Annotated in this window: 12 protein-coding genes and 1 pseudogene; 12 read left to right on the top strand and 1 reads right to left on the bottom strand. The window is 33.7% G+C overall.

The genetic code is table 11. The features are described 5' to 3' along the window. Positions 1-80 precede the first annotated feature (80 nt). From IPO86_12940 to IPO86_12890, 11 genes and pseudogenes are all read left to right on the top strand, one after another. Complete coding sequence (locus tag IPO86_12940; GenBank protein ID MBK9729013.1) at positions 81-374, top strand: helix-turn-helix transcriptional regulator; 294 nt, start codon at positions 81-83, stop codon at positions 372-374. After that, positions 375-3,629 (top strand): DEAD/DEAH box helicase family protein, encoded by a 3,255-nt coding sequence (locus tag IPO86_12935; GenBank protein MBK9729012.1) that lies wholly within the window; start codon positions 375-377, stop codon positions 3,627-3,629. 15 nt (positions 3,630-3,644) lie between these two features. Continuing rightward, positions 3,645-6,935 (top strand): N-6 DNA methylase, encoded by a 3,291-nt coding sequence (locus tag IPO86_12930; protein ID MBK9729011.1) that lies wholly within the window; start codon positions 3,645-3,647, stop codon positions 6,933-6,935. A gap of 6 nt (positions 6,936-6,941) precedes the next feature. Continuing rightward, positions 6,942-8,831, top strand: a complete 1,890-nt coding sequence (locus tag IPO86_12925) for a hypothetical protein (GenBank protein ID MBK9729010.1) — start codon at positions 6,942-6,944, stop codon at positions 8,829-8,831. Between the two features lie 5 nt (positions 8,832-8,836). Next, on the top strand, positions 8,837-9,862 hold the full coding sequence (locus tag IPO86_12920; GenBank protein ID MBK9729009.1) for a virulence RhuM family protein: 1,026 nt from the start codon (positions 8,837-8,839) through the stop codon (positions 9,860-9,862). A gap of 116 nt (positions 9,863-9,978) precedes the next feature. After that, a complete protein-coding gene (locus IPO86_12915; protein MBK9729008.1) occupies positions 9,979-11,940 on the top strand; it encodes a hypothetical protein in 1,962 nt (653 codons plus the stop codon). Between the two features lie 22 nt (positions 11,941-11,962). Continuing rightward, positions 11,963-14,044 (top strand): DUF262 domain-containing protein, encoded by a 2,082-nt coding sequence (locus IPO86_12910; GenBank protein MBK9729007.1) that lies wholly within the window; start codon positions 11,963-11,965, stop codon positions 14,042-14,044. Between the two features lie 112 nt (positions 14,045-14,156). Then, the gene (locus IPO86_12905) at positions 14,157-14,834 is read left to right on the top strand and encodes a response regulator transcription factor (GenBank protein ID MBK9729006.1); all 678 of its coding nucleotides are present in this window, start codon (positions 14,157-14,159) and stop codon (positions 14,832-14,834) included. Further along, entirely contained in the window at positions 14,827-16,092 is a 1,266-nt protein-coding gene (locus IPO86_12900) for a HAMP domain-containing histidine kinase (GenBank protein MBK9729005.1), read from the top strand. Before IPO86_12905 ends, IPO86_12900 begins: the two co-directional genes overlap by 8 nt. A gap of 60 nt (positions 16,093-16,152) precedes the next feature. After that, positions 16,153-16,593, top strand: a complete 441-nt coding sequence (locus IPO86_12895) for a PepSY-like domain-containing protein (protein ID MBK9729004.1) — start codon at positions 16,153-16,155, stop codon at positions 16,591-16,593. Between the two features lie 15 nt (positions 16,594-16,608). Next, positions 16,609-19,017, top strand: a pseudogene (locus IPO86_12890) (TonB-dependent receptor). Between the two features lie 189 nt (positions 19,018-19,206). Here IPO86_12890 and IPO86_12885 read toward each other — a convergent pair. After that, on the bottom strand, positions 19,207-19,365 hold the full coding sequence (locus IPO86_12885) for a hypothetical protein (GenBank protein MBK9729003.1): 159 nt from the start codon (positions 19,363-19,365) through the stop codon (positions 19,207-19,209). Positions 19,366-20,379: 1,014 nt separating this feature from the next. Between IPO86_12885 and IPO86_12880 the strand changes: the two genes are divergently transcribed. Further along, positions 20,380-20,802 carry a hypothetical protein gene (locus tag IPO86_12880; GenBank protein ID MBK9729002.1) on the top strand — a complete coding sequence of 141 codons (423 nt, stop codon included), beginning with the start codon at positions 20,380-20,382 and terminating at the stop codon, positions 20,800-20,802. The last annotated feature ends 37 nt before the right edge of the window (positions 20,803-20,839 follow it).

Genomic DNA, 20,839 nt, shown 5'->3' with positions numbered 1-20,839 from the left:
TCAATAGTTTTTCACTTTGCTAAGTTATTTGGTTTTGTTTTCTTATATTTGCCAATATTTGTCAAGACAATATTATTATAATGGCAACACAGTTTGGTGAACGTATAAGAGAACTAAGAACGAAGCAAAATATGTTGCTGCGGCAGCTTGCTTCCCAGTTGGATGTGGACACTTCTATTATTAGCAAAGTAGAACGAGGCGACAGGCAATTAAAGAAAGAGCAAATACCATTATTAGCCCAAATACTCAAAGCTGATGTAGAAGAATTGCAAACCCTTTGGCTTGCCGACCAATTGTATAATATGGTTCAAGGCGAACCAATGGCAGACGAAGCATTGAAATCAGTAACTAAAAAAATAAAGAAAGATAAATAAATGGCATCAAACTTTTTTACAAATCAGGGCGAAAATACTCTCTATAAAAAATTTGTAGGTGTGTTTGAGCATATGCAAAACATTGAGTACTTCAAATCGGTAATAGGTTATTTTAGAGCCTCTGGGTATTTTGCTATTCGCAAACATTTCCCTGCTGATTTAAAAGTAAAAATCATTGCAGGAATTAATGTTGACCCATTTATTGCATTAGCACAAAAGCAAGGTTTGTTATTCAACTCCAACGCTAAGGACACCAAACAAAGTTTTATTGAAAGCATACAAGATGATATTATAAATGCTAAGTATGGTAAGAACATTGAAGAAGGTATTTTACAATTGATAGATGATATTGCTTCGGGCAGAATAGAAATAAGGGCACACAATTCAAAAAAGCTACATTCTAAATTTTATATTTTCCTTTCTCCAAATTTCAATGAGCATAACCCTAATGGTATGGTCATTATGGGTTCTTCCAATCTTTCTGCACAAGGTTTAGGCTTAGAAGATGTAGAACATAATTACGAAATGAATATTGAGTTGAGGGATTATGAAAATGTAATGTTTGCAGATACAGAGTTTGAAAAATTGTGGTTGCAAAGCACCCCAATACTTCCAGTAGATGCACCGGCATTAATTAAGAAAACGTATTTAGAAGCAACCCCTACACCCTTTGAGTTGTATGTAAAGTTTCTAATAGAATTTTTTGGTAAAAACATAGAGTACGACCCCGACAGTATCAGCGATATTCCACTGAAAAAGTTTAAAAAATTAAGCTATCAAGTTGATGCAGTAAATCAAGGGTATGAATTATTGCTTAAATACAATGGTTTCTTTTTAGCTGATGTAGTTGGTACTGGTAAAACAGTTATGGCAGCTTTGTTGGCAAAGAAATTCATTATCAATAATGGTCCTAAAACTAAAGTGTTGGTAGTATATCCGCCTACTTTGGAAAAGAACTGGAAAAGCACCTTTAAAGAATTTAGAATTGACGAGAAATGCCATTTTATTGCCAACGGCAGTTTGAATAAAATTGTGGAGGGCGACCACAATTACAGCGATAAAGAACGCTACGATTTAATATTAGTGGATGAAGCCCATAAATTCCGTAACCATAGAAGCCAACAGTTTCAAAACTTGCAAATCATTTGTAAGAGTGGCAGAGAAAATATAGGAAACATTGAAGGCTTTGAAAAAAGAGTAGTATTAATTTCTGCAACACCATTAAACAATAAACCCGAAGATATTTATTACCTCATTTCATTATTTCAAGACATTAGAAATAGTGGTTTGAGTGAACCCAATTTGCAAAAATATTTTTACCCTCATATTGTACGATACAAAACACTCATTCAGCAAACCCCATTAGACTTAAACGCTATACAGGAAATTTTTACGGATATAAGGGATAAAGTTATAAAGGACATTACCATCCGCAGAACAAGAACAGATTTAAGGCGTAATGAACGTTATGCAAAAGACTTAATAGAACAGGGCATTATATTTCCAAAAGTTGCTGATCCTTTTGCAAATCAATATCAGTTATCACACCAGTTGGCAGAATTATTTATTGATACAGCCAACGCTATTATTGATAAAAACCGAGTTGATTTTTTCCGCTATCAAGCTATTGCCTATTTAACGGATGAAGCCAATGCCGGTACTTATCAGAATGCACAAACCATTTCAAGGTCATTAGCATTCATTATGCAAACCCAGTTAATTAAGAGGCTGGAAAGCAGCTTTTATGCCTTTAAAAAATCACTAAGCAAGATTACTTCTTCAACCTTGCAAATGATAGAAATGTATGAAAGGGATAATGTTTTTATTGCACCAGATTTGGATATTACCGACTTGTTGAATAAGGGTTATACAGATGAAGAAATTGAAATTGAAATATTCAAAATTGATGACGATAAGCCCAAGAACAAAAAGTTCAAACAAACAGATTTCAAAAAGGGATTTATTGAAGGGCTGAAAAAAGACTATGAGCATCTTTCTATTTTAAACGAAAAATGGCAAGCCATTGAAGACCACAACGACCCTAAATGGAATGTGTTTATTGACTTGTTTAAAACAGAATATTTTGACAGCACTAAAAATGAATTGGGCAAACTGGTAATATTTACAGAAAGTGCCGATACCCTAAATTACCTTACTGATAGGCTCAAAAAAGAAACCAATTACAAGGTATTAAGCATTACTTCCGAAAATAGAAACAAAGAGTTTGAAACCATACGTGAAAACTTTGATGCCAACTATGAAGGAAATTTCAAACACGACTTTGATATAATACTCACTACCGATGTATTGGCAGAAGGTATCAACCTGCACAGGGCTAATGTAATTGTAAACTATGATACACCCTGGAACCCTACTAAATTAATTCAGCGTTTAGGGCGTATCAATCGAATTGGTTCAAAAGCACATTCTATTTACAATTATAATTTCTACCCTTCAGAGCAAGGCGATGATAGAATTAATTTAAGACAAAAATCATTAGCAAAACTGCAAAGTAGCCACAGCACTTTTGGAGAGGACAATAAGATTTATACACTGGATGAAATAATAGACCAGTTCCGAATGTTTGAGGAAAAAGAAGAGGATAAGGATATAAGGACAGAGTATTTAGAATGGCTTCGCAAGTTCAAAGAACAAAACGAAGAACATTTTACTGCTATTAAAAAAATGCCTTTAAAAATTCGCTGTATTCGTGATGGAGGTGGAAATGAACAAAGTATTGCATTTGTAAAAAATGGTGATTACAAAAACATTTACCTGCATACTCAAAATAAGTCTTACCCTTTGCCTTTTGAAAAAGCTGTAAAAGCATTTGAAGCCAAGAAAACGGAAGAGGGCATTTTACCAATTCCCGAAATCCATTACAAGCAAATCAATCATATTCTAAACCAGTTTGAAAAAGATATAACAACCCCTGAAATGGTAGGCGGTAAAGATGATACAAGCGATGTAAGAACGCAAACATCTGTAGTTAGATTAAGCAATTGGTTATCCGATACATTAAGCACAGAGGAAAGCAAGCAAGCTGCAATTAATTTATTGCCATTGCTTAAAAACGGTACGTATGCCAACCTTACAAACGAGGTTTACAAGCTGCGTAATGAACCCAATGCAAACAAGTTGGAATTAGAGCTTATTGCATTATCAAAAAAATACACTTCTAAAATAAAGCGTACAGTAAAAAAAGATGCTACGCCATTAGAACCGAAAATAATTATTTCAGAAACTTTTGTTTAATAATAGGAACTAACAATGACAATAACAGAAATACGACAATTGCTTGAAAGTCCTTATAATCAGAAGGAGTGGAAAGTATTTTTACAAAGCCATTTTACCAATGGCAAATTATTTGGCGATGCCCACAGTATAGAGTTAATGGATAAAACCATTAGTAAAAAATGTTACTCACTGGGCAATTACGAAGTAAACGAATATACCAAAATAGGCATCTTTGAAGTACAGTTAAATGATAATGTAAAACTTACCCGAAACCGTGTAGGATTAAGAAATCTGATTAAAAGCATAACGCAACAGGTAGCAGGTGCAATGGTGGTTTTTGTGCAAGGCGATAAATGGCGTTTTAGTTATATCAGCAAGCGTAAAGTAAAGAACAAAGAAACAGATACCATTGAAGATAAAGAAACAGCACCCAAGCGTTATACTTACTTATTTGGTAAAAACGAAAAGGCACTTACAGCAGCCATTCGCTTTGACAAGCTCATTCAAAAGCAACAAGGCAATATATTTCAATTCCTTACTTTAAATGATTTTGAAGAGGCATTCTCTGTAGAAAAATTAAGTAAAGATTTTTTCAACGAGTATAAAAAATCTTATGAGGATTTTGTAGAGTTTATTACTGGTAAACGGTATGTTAAAAAAGGCAACAAGTTTGTTGAAACAGTAATACACCCTGCAAATTTTCAGTTAAGAAATTTATTTGGTAATGATGAAAAGCAAGCCCGTGATTTTTGCAAACGAATGATGGGGCGTATTGTGTTTTTATATTTCATTCAAAAGAAAGGTTGGTTGGCAGTAGGACAAGGCAAAAAATGGGGGGAAGGCAATCAGGATTATTTGTTTGACTTATTCAAAAATTCCAAACACAAAGATGATTTTTATTCGCAGGAGCTTGTTCCTTTATTTTTTAAAACCTTAAACAATACAGCATCAGAAAAAGAAACAAACACACTTCGTTTTCCATACTTAAATGGTGGTTTGTTTGACGATAGCCACGATAGAAAATTTAATAAGTTGGCTATGCCAACAGAAATATTTGAAAATCTGTTTAACACCTTTAATAATTTCAACTTCACCATATACGAAGATGCACCTGATGAACACACAGTAGCCGTTGACCCCGAAATGTTGGGACATATTTTTGAAAACTTGTTGGAGGATAACAAAGACAAAGGAGCTTTCTATACGCCAAAAGAGATAGTACATTATATGTGCAGGGAGAGCCTGAAAGAATACTTAATAGCAAGTGATGAGTTAAACATTGCAGATAACCAAACTGGCAAAGAAACCATCAATAAAATCATTCAGCAGCAAGAACTTTCAAAAGAAGAAATAGTTTTTGCAGAAAAGAATGCTTTTAAAATAATAGATGCTCTGGAGCAGGTAAAAATTTGCGACCCTGCCATTGGTTCAGGAGCTTTCCCTATGGGCTTGTTGCAGGAAATCTTCAATGCTCAAATTTATTTACAAGAACTCAAAGGATTTAAAAAAGGCACTACCGATGCTCAAATAAAAAAACACATCATTGAAGAAAGTATTTACGGGGTAGATATTGATGCAGGTGCGGTGGACATTGCAAGGTTGCGTTTTTGGTTGAGTTTAGTAGTAGAAGAAACCGAACCACAACCATTGCCCAACTTAAGTTTTAAAATTGTTTGTGCCAATACGTTGATACCATTAGGCAAAATAAAAAACTTGGATATGGGTGGCACAAAAGAAATAGCTGATGGTTTAGCCCAGGTACGCCACGATTATTTTAATGCCAGTATGGAAGAAAAGACAGCTTTGGAAACAAAGTTTACAAGCCTACAAAAAAAGCTATTGACTACCGCCAAAGAATGGGTCAGTAAAGATGATGCAGCAGTGTACCAACGCCTATTAGAATTTAGCCCTTTTGAAGATACGAGTTGCACTTGGTTTGATGCTTGGTGGATGTTTGGTGTAAATGATGGCTTTGATATTGTTATTGGCAATCCGCCTTATGGTGCAAAATTATCAGCAGACGATAAAAAACTTTATTACAGCATATACAAGCATCAAGATTACCAGTTAGATACTTATTTATTATTTATCGAAAAGAGTTTTCAAATGATGAAGCCTAATGCGGTAAATGCCTTTATTATTCCAAATACTTGGTTGATAAATTTGAAACTTGAAAAATTCAGAAAATACATAGTTGACCATAACACAATTTTAAACATTGTTCATTACCATAAAAGTGTTTTTGAAAATGCAGTTGTTGATACGCAAGTCGTAATTTTTAAGAAACAAATTTCTAATAACAACTTAGTTCAAATTCTTGAATACATTGACATTGAAAAGCCGAGTATAACAACAATAAATCAAGATAAATGGAAAAATCTTAATGGTGAACCTATAAACATATTTATCAATGAAAGCTCTCAAGCAATTATTGATGTGATAAAGCAGAATGATAATCCACTTTCAAGTATTTGCAATGTAGTTATTGGAATGAAACCATATCAAGTTGGTAAAGGGAAACCTAAACAGACTAAAGAAGTGGTTGATGAGAGAATTTTTGATGCAGTTGAAAAATTAGATGATACATATAGAGAATTACTAAGAGGAAAAGACATAAATAAATATGTTACTCTGTGGGATGGTAAAAGGTGGATACAATACGGTGATTTTTTGGCAGAACCCAGATATAGTGCAAATTTTGATTTGCCTGAAAAAATAGTAATCCGTCAAACTTCAGATAGGCTAATAGCAACATTAGACACTAAGAAGTTTGTTTGTATGAACAACTTGCACATTGTTAATCCCAAAGATAAAAATTACAACCTAAAATATGTTTTAGCCATCATTAATTCAAGATTAATGGATTTTTATTATGAGACTTTAAATCCAGAGAAAGGAGAAGCCTTAGCAGAAGTAAAAAAAGAAAACGTTGAAAAACTTCTTATTAAATTATTAGAACCTGCTAAACAAACTCCCTTCGTAAATCTTGTTGATTATCTACTTTTTTTAAATGATAAAAATTCAGAGCAGTTATTTACCCATACAACAAATGAAAGAATTGCTGCACACGTAGAAGATGTCCTCAATATGATGGTTTACGAATTGTATTTTGAAAAGCATATGAGAGATGTGGGTATAGATGTCTTACAGTTTATTAACCCGAAACAGATAGGTAATTTAATAGCAGGTAATGAAAAGGCAGAGGAAATAAAGAAGTTTTATTTATGGTTACAAACCCCCGATAATCAAGTAAGACAGCGTATCAATATTGTAGATATTAAAAGCCCTAACATTATTTCAAAAATAAATTTAGCTACGCAATAACCACCAATGAAGAATAGAATAAAATCCATACAGCTAAATAATTTCAAGTTCTTTCAGCAAGAGCAGCCTATTGTTATGAACAGTAGCAACCTTTTGTTGTATGGTGAAAATGGCAGTGGCAAATCTTCTATTTATTGGGCATTCTACACCTTGTTTGAAGCATCACTAAAAGAAAACGATGACGACATAAAAAAATACTTCTGCAAAACTATAAAGCTAAAAGACAATTTAATAAATATTCATACCAAAGAAGATCCTGCCGGGTCAGACAATTACAATAGTTTTATTGAACTTAAAACAACCGATACACCAGAGAAAACGTATCGTATTTCTAAAACAGATGTGGCAATTAATAAAAACGTAGAAGCTAAAACAGCCAACTATGCTTCCGATTTTATTAACTACAAAATGTTGCTTGGCATTTCAGCATTCAGGCATTCCGACCCAATAGATTTGTTTTGGGTATTTGTAGAAGACATTTTTAAGTATGTACAATTTTCTAAAGTTCAAATTACAAGAAATACTGTATTAAAAGAGTTTAGTAATGCTTTTGAAATTTGGCAACAAATAGAGCAAGGCCACGAAATTGTTGATAGTGTAAGAAGTGCCAATCCACGTAAAATAAGAGCCTACAAGAATAGTAATGAATGGAAAGAATTTGAAACACTGGTAAGAACTTTCAACGACAGCTTAAAAAAGCTAATTGAGTACATCAACATTCAAGCACCAATACATTTTAAGCAACTGGGTTATGAATTTCCTTTTTATTTAGAATTAGAAAAAGAGGCATATTACGAGAAAGGTGAAACTACTTACAGACCCATTCCATTTGTTTTAAGAATAAATATACCTGAATACGAAAATGAAAAAGATGCTTTACACAAGCCTCATTCGTTCTTAAACGAAGCTAAATTATCAGCATTAGCCATTTCCATCAGGTTAGCCATTCTTACCGAAAAGCGTCAAGCAGACTGTTTAAAGTTTATCATTTTGGATGATTTACTTATCAGCCTTGATATGCGAAACAGAGAAAAGGTTTTGGAACTATTGTTGTCAGCAGATTTTATAGACAACTACCAAATTATCATTCTTACCCACGATAGAATGTTTTACCAAATGGCAAAACATAAGATAGATATTTTGGAACAGGATAATTGGAAGTACATTGAAATGTACGAAACAAAAGATGAGCTGGGCAATTCAAAACCACATATTAAGCCTTCAAAGACATATTTAGAAAAAGCCGAAGATTTTTATAAAAGCAATAATTTGCCTGAAGCAGCAAATAATTTAAGAAAAGCAGGAGAGGAATTTTGCAAAAAAATACTTTCAAAAAAGCAAACAATTTCAGAAGACTATTCAGATTTTGATTTAAGTGGTATGATAGAACATTGTTTGAATTTTTCTGTGATGAATGATTTGCAGCATAAATACTTCAATCAGTTAGATAAATTCAGGAAGTTCCTACTAAACTCTGGTAGCCACGATGATTATGATACACCAATGTTTAAGAGTGAAATAAACGACTGTATCAAAATATTTAAAATCTATTTCAATAAAATAAAACTAAAACACATACTACCAGAAGGCACAGTATTGGTTTTTGAATTAGTAGATAGTAAGAAACCTGAAACATATATGTTTGAAATAACACTTAAAGAAAACCTAAGAATTTACAAAGAACCATCCAAAGAAATTTGTGTGTTAAGAGTTAAATCCACATACTTAATGTATAAGGATGGTGATTTAAAAGCAACGGAGGATAAACAGATTTCTTTGAAAGATTTTTATGAGAAAATATACAGCACATCAGATGGTAAAAAGGATAAAAATTATTTAAAGGAAGTTTTCATTAAATCAACCAATCAACCTTTAGAAACAATTGTAAAGTTTTAAAAACTATGGCAGATAAAAATCAAAATAACGACATCATATTTTACACCACCCCAACGGGTAATGTGAAAATAGAAGTAGTTTTTAACAACGAAACCTTTTGGCTTACGCAAAAGGCAATGGCAGAATTATTTGGGGTAAAAGTGCCAGCTATTAGCAAGCACTTAACCAATATTTTTGAAACCAACGAGTTAGAGGAAAATTCAGTTATTTCCATTTTGGAAACAACTGCCACCGATGGCAAAAACTATAAAACTTCCTATTACAGCTTAGATGCCATTATAGCCGTAGGCTACCGGGTAAATTCAATCAATGCCACCCAGTTCCGTATTTGGGCTACCAAAACCCTTAGAGAGTTCATTATCAAAGGCTTTGTGTTAGACGATGAACGCCTCAAACAAGGCAAACGCTTTGGCAAAGATTACTTTGATGAACTCTTAGAACGTATCAGGGAAATAAGAGCCAGTGAAAGACGCTTTTACCTCAAAATTACCGACATATACGAGCAATGCAGCATTGACTACAATAAAGAGGCAGAAATAACACAGAAGTTCTTTAAAACGGTTCAAAACAAATTGCATTGGGCTATTACAGGCAAAACAGCAGCCGAACTAATAGCACAGAGAGCCGATGCCAGTAAACCCAATATGGGTTTAACCACTTGGAAAAATGCACCTACTGGCAAAGTATTAAAAGGTGATATAGGCACAGCAAAAAACTATATGCAGGAAAAAGAAATCAAAGAGTTGGAACGTATCGTTACAATGTATTTGGATTTTGCAGAACTGCAAGCTGAAAGACAAATACCAATGAAGATGGCAGACTGGGTAACAAGATTAGATGCTTTCTTACAATTCAACGAATATCAAATACTGAAGGATGCAGGGAAAGTAAGCCACGAAGTAGCAATGAAATTGGTAGAAAAAGAGTATGCAAAATTTAGGGTAATACAAGACCAAAACTTTGTAAGCGATTTTGAAAACGAAATAAAAAAAATAACTAAACCCACCAAATCTGATAAAAAGAAAAAGTAATCAATGCAGCAAATTCAATTAAATATCATTCCATTTACACCAGTAGTAAGCAAACTAAAATTTGCCTTTTTGGCAGTAAAATTCCTAATGGTGCATCCATTAAGTGGGATAAAATATTGGATGAATTTCCTGAAGGTAGAGAGGCAAAATTAAAGTCTTATTATTCCGATTTTGTTACCACCGAAGGAGCAGATATAGAAACCGAAATTGATGTTTTCAAAGCAATTGATTTTTCACAAAAGTATTTCCGCTATCAAATTTTCAATTACTTCAAAGGTATTGAGGGAGTTGTTTTACACTCAAATTATATTGATGATGTAGAGGTTTGGATAGTAGATGAAAGCGTTACACACCCAACCTATAAAACCTACAATAAGTTCACATTAAAGGTTACTTACAAAACTATTTCCACAGGTTACGAATTGCTCATTGCATACAATGGTACAACCCGAATTATGCACCAAAGCATTGAAGATTTAGGCGACATTGATACACACTTATTCAAACTCATTAACTGCAATGGAGTTGTGTACAAACACGATGCAATGCCTGATGATGTTCGCCAACACCGAGAAACTTTGTTTCCGGTTATTGGTAGAAAATTAGGTGCATACTTATTGGAAAACGAACAAATAGAACGTAGAGAAAACAAACCCCACAATGCTTATTTGCCTTACCATAAAAACATACAGGCATTTTATAAAACATACATTAACAAACCCGATTTTAAAAAGCTATTCAAACTTCACCGAGACGGCTTTTTTAATTTGTTTGAAGAAAAAGTACATTACACAAGAAAACAGAGTAACGAACTGCAATTTTTAAATGGCACTCACATCAACCCATTTTTGGGTATGTACGAACACAAGCCATATAAATCGAACACCGAAAACCACGTTAAGCTACTATTTATATACAATAGAGAAGATGGTAAATTAATTCAAGATACAATTTATGAGTATATCATAAACGGTTGGCATAAAGAAGTAAACGGAGTACCAAAACACACCAAGAATCTAAGCAGGTTTATAAATCAAACATTAAGCATTGCAAAAGAGAAACGAATAATATTTGAGGACAACGATAAAATATTTGAACAGGTCGCAGAGCAGTTAGGCAATTTTGTACCCGAAGCAAATACAAGATACATTGCCATATACATAAGCCCCATTTCAAAAGACGATAAAGAGCATCCACAGCATATTGCTTATTACAAACTCAAAGAACTACTACTAAAAAAAGATATATCCTCACAGGTGCTTTACAAAGACCATTTACCCAAAGAGGACTTTTACAATTTCCTTTCAAATATCTATGTAGCGTTACTGGCAAAAATGGGCGGTATTCCCTGGCGTTTACAAGCCGATAATGAAGATGAAATAATTATTGGTATAGGTGCATTTAAACCACAGGATGAAGAAGAAAGATTTGTTGGTAGTGCCTTTTGTTTTGGTAACTATGGTGTATTTGAAAACTTCAATTGTTTTAGAGAAGGAGATACCGAAATGCTTGCAGGATCAATTCGCAATGCAGTAGAAATATTTTTAGAACGTAAACCAAATGCAAACAGGGTTATCATTCATTTCTACAAAGAAATATCCGACAAGAAAGAATTACAGCCAATACTCAATATGTTAGGCACATTGGGCAAAGCAGATTTGCCAGTTATTGTAATCACAGTAAACAAAACCGAAAGTAGAGAAATTGTAGGCTTTGATATAAACGACACAATGGGTAAGATGCCTATGAGTGGAACATTTGTAAAAGTAGGTTCACATAAATACTTATTGTTTAACAGCATCAGATACACTTCAAATTCTGTCCTAAAGCCTAAAGATTATCATTTCCCAATCAAACTATCATTCCGCAGTACAAAGCCCGAATTATTAGAGGATGATAACACCATACAGCAACTAATTGACCAAGTGTATCAGTTCAGCCGAATGTATTGGAAAAGCATAAGCCAACAGAATTTACCAGTAACAACATTGTACCCGGAAATGGTGGCAAGAATTTACCCATACTTTGATGATGATAATATTCCAGAGTTTGGCAAAAGCAATTTGTGGTTTTTATAAACAAAAATCTAATTAAAAATAAATGCAAGCAAAATCAGCAAACTTATTAACCGTAATAAAAGGTCCTAAACAATTTGTAATTCCAATCTACCAGCGTACATATAGTTGGTTGTTGCCTCAATGCAATAAACTATTCAATGACATCTTAAAGGTAAGCACAGATGGAGCTACACAAGGGCATTTTATTGGTTCAGTGGTATATTTTCAAGAAAACATACACACCGTTTCTGATGTGCCTAAACTATTGGTTATTGATGGACAGCAGCGGTTAACCACAGTTTCATTATTGATTATTGCTTTATCTGAATTTATAAGGGACAACGATGTTGATATAGATACCAACTTCACCAAATTACAGAATTACTATTTGCTTAACCCAGAGGAAGAAAGCGAATTACGATACAAACTATTGCTTACCAAAAGGGATAAAGAAACTCTAATCAATCTAATAAAAGGAATTGAGCCAGTTGGGGAATACTCTTTGCGTTTGGTTGAGAATTACAGATTTTTCAAAGGCAAAATATCAAAAGAAAATGTAAAGGAAGTTTATAATGGAGTGCTAAGATTATTCATTGTTGATGTAGCATTAGAGAAGGACAAAGATAATCCGCAATTGATATTTGAGAGTATGAACTCAACAGGTTTGGACTTATCACAAGCCGACCTAATTAGAAACTATATTTTAATGGGGCAGGATATAAAGCTGCAAACCGAGTTGTACGAAAAATATTGGTTTCCAATGGAGCAAAGCTACGGCAATGAATATGCAACAAAGTTTGACTGGTTTATGAGGGATTACCTTTCAGTTAAAACAGGAGCAATACCAAGAATAGACAAGGTTTACGAAGAGTTTAAAACCTATGTTCAAAGCAACAAAGCACCAAAAACTATTACCGAAGTTGTACAGGATATTTTTAAATACTCTGGCTACTATGTAAATATGGTTTTAAGGAAAGAAGCAAATACAGATTTGAAGAAATTGTTTACCAATATCCTTAAACTAAAAGTAGATGTATCTTATCCTTTCCTACTGCCAGTTTACAATGATTATGCAACCGAAATAATTACAAAAGAAGATTTTAAAGAAATAATAAAGCTGGTTGAAAACTATGTTTTCCGTAGAGCAATTTGTGGTATTCCAACAAACAGCTTGAACAAAACATTTGCTACATTATACAAGTCCATAAATCCATCACATTATCTGGAGAGTTTAAAAGCTACATTCCAATTGATGGAGAATTACAAACGCTTCCCTAACGATACTGAATTTGAAAAGGAAATAGGTTTAAAAGACGTTTACAATTTCCGTTCCCGAAATTACTTGTTGCATAACTTAGAAAATTACAACAGGAAGGAAATATTTAATACAGACGATTACACCATAGAACACATAATGCCACAGAACCCAAAATTGAATGTAAAATGGCAAGCAATGTTGGGCGATAATTGGCAAGAAGTTCAGAAGAAGTATTTACATACATTGGGTAACTTAACACTAACCGGCTACAATCCTGAATTAAGCGATAACCCTTTTGACATTAAGAAATCAATTGAAGGAGGCTTTGACCATTCACCACTTCGTTTAAATTCATTTATGCAAAAAGTAAATGTTTGGAATGAAGAAAAGATACAGGAAAGAGCAGTTGAATTAGCTGCTAAAGCATCTAAAATTTGGGTTGCCCCAAATCTTTCACAAGAAATTTTGGATAAGTACAAACGCAGTGAAGAAAAAGAAGTTAGCGTTTACACTATTGAAAACTATGAGCATTTAAAAGGCGATATGCTTGAATTATACTATGCTTTAAAGAAAAGAGTATTAAACATTGATGCTTCGGTAAAAGAGGAATACAAAAAGCTATACATAGCTTTCAAGTCCAATACCAACTTCGTTGATATTGTACCACAAAAAGCAAGATTACGTTTGTCATTGAATATTGAGTTTAATCAAATTGATGATCCATTGGGTTTATGTTTAGATGTTACCGACAAAGGCAGATGGGGAAATGGGGATATTGAAGTAGGCATCAGCAAAATGAGTGAATTGGATAATGTAATGGATTTAATTCAACAGGCTTTTGACATACAAATGGAAGAAACGAACTAACCCCCCCACTTTGAAAACGAAAACTTACCCAAATTTGGGAAAAGTAACCTTTGGTTTTTGTAATTACTGATATATTCTAAATTAATTCAAAATTGGGGAAGAGCTTTGTAAAATGAAATTATTACTCATAGAAGACGAACAAGAACTTGCAAATAGCATAATTAGCTATTTGACAGGCAACAGTTTTGTTTGTGAATGGGCTAATAATGCAAAAACAGCTATTGACAAAATTTCAATCTATGACTACGACTGCATATTACTTGACCTGATGTTGCCTGACGGCAACGGTTTTGAAATATTGAAAGAACTGAAAAGACAAAACAAAACCGAAGGCGTAATTATTATCTCGGCAAAAGAAACATTAGAAACAAGAATAGAAGGTTTCAATTTGGGTGCAGATGATTATCTAACAAAACCCTTTCATTTATCCGAATTATTGGTAAGAATACAAGCCCTTATCAGGCGAAAAAACTTTAAAGGCAACAATCTTGTTGCTTTCAATGAAATTGAAATTGATATACTTTCCAAAACAGTAAGAGTAAGCACCAAGAAAATTGACATCACAAAAAAGGAAATTGATTTGCTGTTGTATCTAATTGGAAATGAAAACAGAGTGCTTTCAAAAAGTGCCATAGCCGAGCATCTTTCAGGCGATATGGCTGATATGCTGGATAATCACGATTTTGTTTATGCTCACATCAAAAACCTAAAAAACAAATTGAAAGTTGCAGGTTGCAGCGATTACATAAAAACAGTTTACGGATTAGGTTACAAATGGCAGAATGACTAAAAAACTATTACATAAAACATCAAAGGTTTATTTGCTTTTTTCAGTGATGCTTTTAATCGTGTCCGCACCTTTGTTCTATTATATTACAGAGAGATTATACATTGAAGAAACGGACGAGACACTTATACTGCATAAAAATGAATTTGTAAAATATTCATTGCCTACCTTAAAAAACGCTGATATTCAAAATTGGAATAAATACAATAGAAATATTAAAATTGAGCCCTTTAAAAATTCTGATAAAGACACTATATTTTATAACTCTTACTATGATGCTTTAGACGCTGAAATAGAACCATACCGTGAGCTTAATGCTTCTATTCTAATAGAGGGAAATCCATATACCTATTCAGCACGAATTAACTTAGTGGAAAAAGAGGATTTAATGAAGAGCATAGCAATACTTTTTTTGGTTATCATTTCACTATTACTTGTTGGCTTATTTGTAATCACAAAAAGATTATCCATCAATCTTTGGAAACCATTTTATGAAACCTTAAATCAAATTGAAAAATTTGAAATTGATAAATCCAATCACCCAAAATTTACAGAAACAAATATTGAAGAATTTAATCGTTTAAATAACAGTATTGAAAAATTGATTACGAAGAATACTTCAATCTACCATAGTCAAAGAGAATTTATTGAAAATGCTGCTCACGAACTGCAAACGCCTTTGGCAGTCTTTCAGGCAAAAATTGATACACTTATCCAAAACGCTGATTTCACACAGGAACAATATAAAATGCTTAGTTCTTTGAACGATAGCGTTTCACGTCTAAATCGTTTGAACAAAAACCTATTGTTGCTATCTAAAATGGAAAACGACATTTACAACGAGAAGCAAACAATTAATTTGAAAGAGGCAATTGAAAAGCACTTTGACTTTTTTACGGAACAGGCAAAAGCAAAGAACCTAATTATAAAAACAGAAATGAATGAAGCTGTTGCAGTAAAATCAAATCCAGTTTTAGCAGAAATTCTCATCAGCAATCTGTTTTTAAATGCTATCAGACATAATGTAAGTGATGGTCAGGTTTTAGTTACTCTCTCAAATCATTCTCTTACATTTTCAAACACAGGTCAATCACAAACCTTAGTTGCCGATAAACTGTTCAACCGCTTTTCTAAATCCAATCCATCCGAACAGGGTAATGGTTTGGGTTTGGCTATCATCAAGAAAATTGCAGACCAGAATAACTGGAAGACTTCCTACTCATTTGCAAACAATTTTCATTCTTTTTCGGTGGCTTTCTAAAAATTCTAATTTTCTTCTAAATCGGGTTGCAACTTTGTCCTGTAAATTTTAAACAAATAAATAAACAAGACAATGAAAAAATTAGCATTAATGACGGTTGCAGCGATGATTACATCACTCACCTTCGCACAAAAATTGCAGGAAAAAGATGTTCCTGCTCCAGTTAAAACAGCTTTTCAAAAGAATTTCCCCCAAGCAAAAGTAGAAAAGTGGGAAAAGGAAGGTGTCAATTTTGAAGCAGAATTTGAGTTGAACAAAACGGAACAATCGGTTTTATTTGATGCACAAGGCAACCTATTAGAAACCGAAGTGGAGATTAAATTAACCCAATTGCCCAAAGGTGTTTTAGAATATGTAAAAGCTAACTACAAAGGTCAGAAGGTAAAAGAGGCTGCTAAAATTTCCGATGCGAAAGGCACATTAACTTACGAAGCAGAAATCAAGGGAATGGATCTTCTTTTTGATAGTAACGGGAAATTTATCAAAGAAATCAAAAACTAAATTTAGTTACGGACAATGCAAGCAAAATTAATTTCAATAGTAATCTTAGTTACATTTTTAACTTCTAATGCCTTTAGTCAAAACAAAGGCGTTACCATATCTGGTTTAATCAAAGACAAAGCGAATAAATCCGCTTTGTCTTATGTAAATGTAGTATTGAAAACCGAAAAGGATAGTGCCTTTGTAACAGGAACAGTAAGTAACGAAGAAGGACGTTTTACGCTTTCTAATGTAAAACCAAACAACTATTACTTTGAAATTTCTTTTATTGGTTATGTTACTAAAAGGCAATCTATTTATGTTGGAAGCCTCTCGGAATTTTTGGATGTTGCCACTATAGATTTAGAAGAAGATATAAAAAACTAACTGAAGTTGTTGTTGTAGCAAAGCAAGATGAAGTAGGCGGTAAAATGGATAAAAAGACTTTTAAAGTTGAAGATAACATCAGTCAAAGTGGAGGTTCAGTTTTACAAACAATGCAAAATTTGCCAGGCGTAACAGTTCAAGATGGAAAGGTGCAATTAAGAGGTAATGATAAAGTAACGGTGTTAATTGATGGCAAACAAACTGCATTAACTGGTTTTGGTAGTCAATCGGGTTTAGATAACATACCTTCTTCGGCAATAGAAAAAATTGAAATCATTAACAATCCTTCCTCCAAATATGATGCAAATGGAAATGCGGGCATCATCAATATTGTAATGAAGAAAAACAAACAAGAAGGATTTAATGGTAAAGTTGGTTTCACAACTGGATTAGGCTCGTTGTGGGTTAGGCAAGAAAACCTGCCAACCATTAGACCACAATATCAATTTACACCTAAAATAAATCCATCCATATCACTTAATTATAGAAAAAAGAAAATCAACGTATTTTTTCAAGCAGACAATCTTTATACGCAAACTTTAAACAAGAATGAATTTGTGACAAGAACGTATGATGATGGAACTATTATTAATCAGCAATTAAAAAGAAATCGGAATACCAACTTTTTTACTTCAAAGACAGGTTTTGACTGGAGTATTAATCAAAACAACACACTTACTATTTCAGCATTATACGGTAGTGAAAAATAATTGACAGAGGCGACCAACCTTTTTTTAATGCAGACAATACAGTAAGAAAAAGGTTGTGGCAGTTTTTGGAGGACGAACTAAAAACAACGGTAATGGCAACTGCTGCCTATCAGCATAAATTTAAACAAGCAGGGCATTTATTGAATATTGGTTTTAATTATACATTTCATAGAGAAGATGAAAAATATTTTTATGACAACTATTTACCAACAACAACCGGAACAGATGCTTTTAAATTATTATCAGACGAGCAAGTTTATGATTTCAATTTTGACTACATAAAACCTTTGAAATATGGTAGAATTGAAACAGGTGTAAAACTTCGTAATAGAAATATCCCAACTAATATGCAATTTATTCCTGGAGTAAATTCTGTTTTAGACACCAGTGCAGGTGGCTGGGCAACCTACAAAGAATTAATACCTGCCGTTTATGGGAACTATATATTTGAAAACAAAAAATGGGAAGCAGAGTTAGGCTTACGAATAGAATATGTGAAAATTCAATATGATGTAAATCCAAATCACAACACTTATAAAAGTGATGGATATAATTATACACAGCCATTTCCTAATGCAAGATTAGCATACAAAATAAATGACCGCAACAAAATTTCATTCTTCTATAATCGCAGAGTGGACAGGCCAAATGAAGTGGACATAAGAATATTTCCTAAATACGATGATGCAGAAATTATTAAAGTTGGAAATCCTGCTCTACGACCACAGTTTACAAATTCATTTGAACTTGGTTATAAAACAAGTTGGAACAAAGGGTATTTTTATTCTGCCGCTTACCACCGATTTGCGGACGGAACTATTACTCGTATTTCGAGCATTGCTCCAAACAGCAATTTGATATACGCAATATTTCAAAATGCAGGTAGAAGTTATAATACTGGTTTAGAAATTGTTTTGACACAGGAAGTTGCAAAATGGTATTCCTTTAATTTAAATCTTAATGGTTATCACAATCAAATCAATGCTTTTAGTGTTGAAAATAAATATCCTGTTCCAAATACCTTTTCAGCCGCCATACAAGAAATTATTTCAGGAAACATAAAACTGAATAACACTTTTCATTTGCCTAAAAACTTTGATGCACAATTAACCGCAATTTATTTGGCTCCCGACATTATTCCACAAGGAAAAATTGCCCAACGGTTCTCTTTAGACTTTGGTATAAAAAGAGTTTGCAAAAAGGGAAAGGCGAATTATTTCTTAACGCAACAGATATTTTAAACACGATGATTATCAAAAAAGAAATTCAAGGTCAAGGTTTCAAATACATTAGCACAGATTATTACGAGACACAAGTTATAAGACTTGGCTACAACTACAAATTCTGATCAACAGGTGTAAGCACATTTGTAATTCGTACAATTCGTCAAATTATGTCACATTTACTAATCGTCAACACTAGCCCCCCGACCCACCGCACAGAAAAGACGGCTTAGTGCTTTGCCAACACACAAGGCAAACTCTTCAAAGCACTCTATGGTATTGCAGTCAGTTTTTAACTGTCATATTTTTTGTGGCTATGCTCCCCAAGCATTTGGCACATTGCCTGTTCCGCTTTGCTCCACAGCCAAAGAGCCAAGCCAACACACAGCATAGCAACAAAAAAACGCTACACTCCAACCACCACCACCGTTCCGCTTATGCCAGTATAAAAACTGCCTGAAGCTAAATAACATAATGTGGCATTATGTGTTCGCTACGCACAGCCTTTTGCCATCGCTTATGCAAGCATCCAACCGCACAGGCTGTCACATAATAACATTATGTTAAATAGCCAATACCATAGCCATTTTGATAAAATGGAAGCCGTCTTTTCTCCCACCGCACAGCCCCCCGAAGCCACACACCCCAACCACCCTTTTCAGCGGTGCAGAAAAAAATAAAGCATTAGTTGTTGATGGCAATGTGCAATAAAAGGTTCATTCATTCCAGTTCCATTTCGTTACAGCGTTTCGCTTCGCTACACTACCTTCCACTACATTACACTTCCATTCATTTCACCATTTATTTTGCACCGCACAGCAAGAGTATTCCCTCATTCCATATTGCAAAACCAACCCTTTGCTTTCCGTGTCTTGGCTTTTGCTTTGCCTACGCTTCAATGTTTTTTGTGTTGAAATAATTTACAAAAAACGCAATAACACACAAGCAAAAGCTACAAGCCACTCCAAGCACCTCCGCACTTTTTGCAACATTCCATTCAGTCATACACTTGCTTTTTCCCTACGCTACCACAGTATGGTATGCTTTATTTTTTCTGCGACATATAGCCCCAATCCAACGCACTAAAGACATTTCGTTTTTTGAATAGTGATTTTGATTTAAGCCAATCGGTTTTTATCAATGGAATTTTTATTGAAATCCTGAATACAGTTTTGAAAAGAGGATAAAAAAATAAAAATAAAAAGTGCAGCAAAATTAGGTGGCTCACACAAGCCCACGCTGATAAAAAAACCAAAAGACTACGGCATAATGAAAGGCAAATAATCTTTTATTTTTTATTGGTATTTGCCTTTCACCCTTCGGGACTTATTCCGTTTCCTTTTGGTTTTTTAGCCACGCCACCTATCAGAATGCTTTCTTTTTTTTTCTGTTTTTTTTCTTTGTCAAATTATATATGTGTTGCGGAGCGTAAGCGAAGCACAGCACAGGCAAGGGCAAAAGCAGATACAAACTTAAAAGCAAGTATTATGCACAGTCCAAAAATTCACACATTCAATCCAAAAAATCAAACAAGCAATTTTGATGTTTACATTTTATGCAAAGGTTTAAATAGTGGCAAACCACTTGAAAAGCCTTGCCCAAATTGCTTTGTAATTTCCTGCAAAAATTCAGATGATATGGATTTTTACAAAACCCTTTCTTTCGGCTTATGGAAGGCAAAACATTTTCATCAGTTCCTTACTGGTTCAGTTATTCCATTTATCCGCATCAGTGATTTTAAAAGCACCATTAAGGCACAAGCCGAAGCAGTCAGCAAAAATAAATATGCCTTTGTGCAAGATGTCCATAAAGTAAAGCTGATAGAACGAAAAGAAAAACAGATGTACGAAACATTGGCACTCTTAGCCGATGTAAAAAAAGCAATGATGTACAGGCACTTTAAAAGGTAGCCGTAGTGGCTGCCATAACCTGGGGAAATGCTTTTGC

This window comes from Saprospiraceae bacterium (assembly GCA_016717265.1).
GTDB lineage: Bacteria > Bacteroidota > Bacteroidia > Chitinophagales > Saprospiraceae > Vicinibacter.
This window is presented reverse-complemented; position numbering and strand designations above follow the sequence as displayed.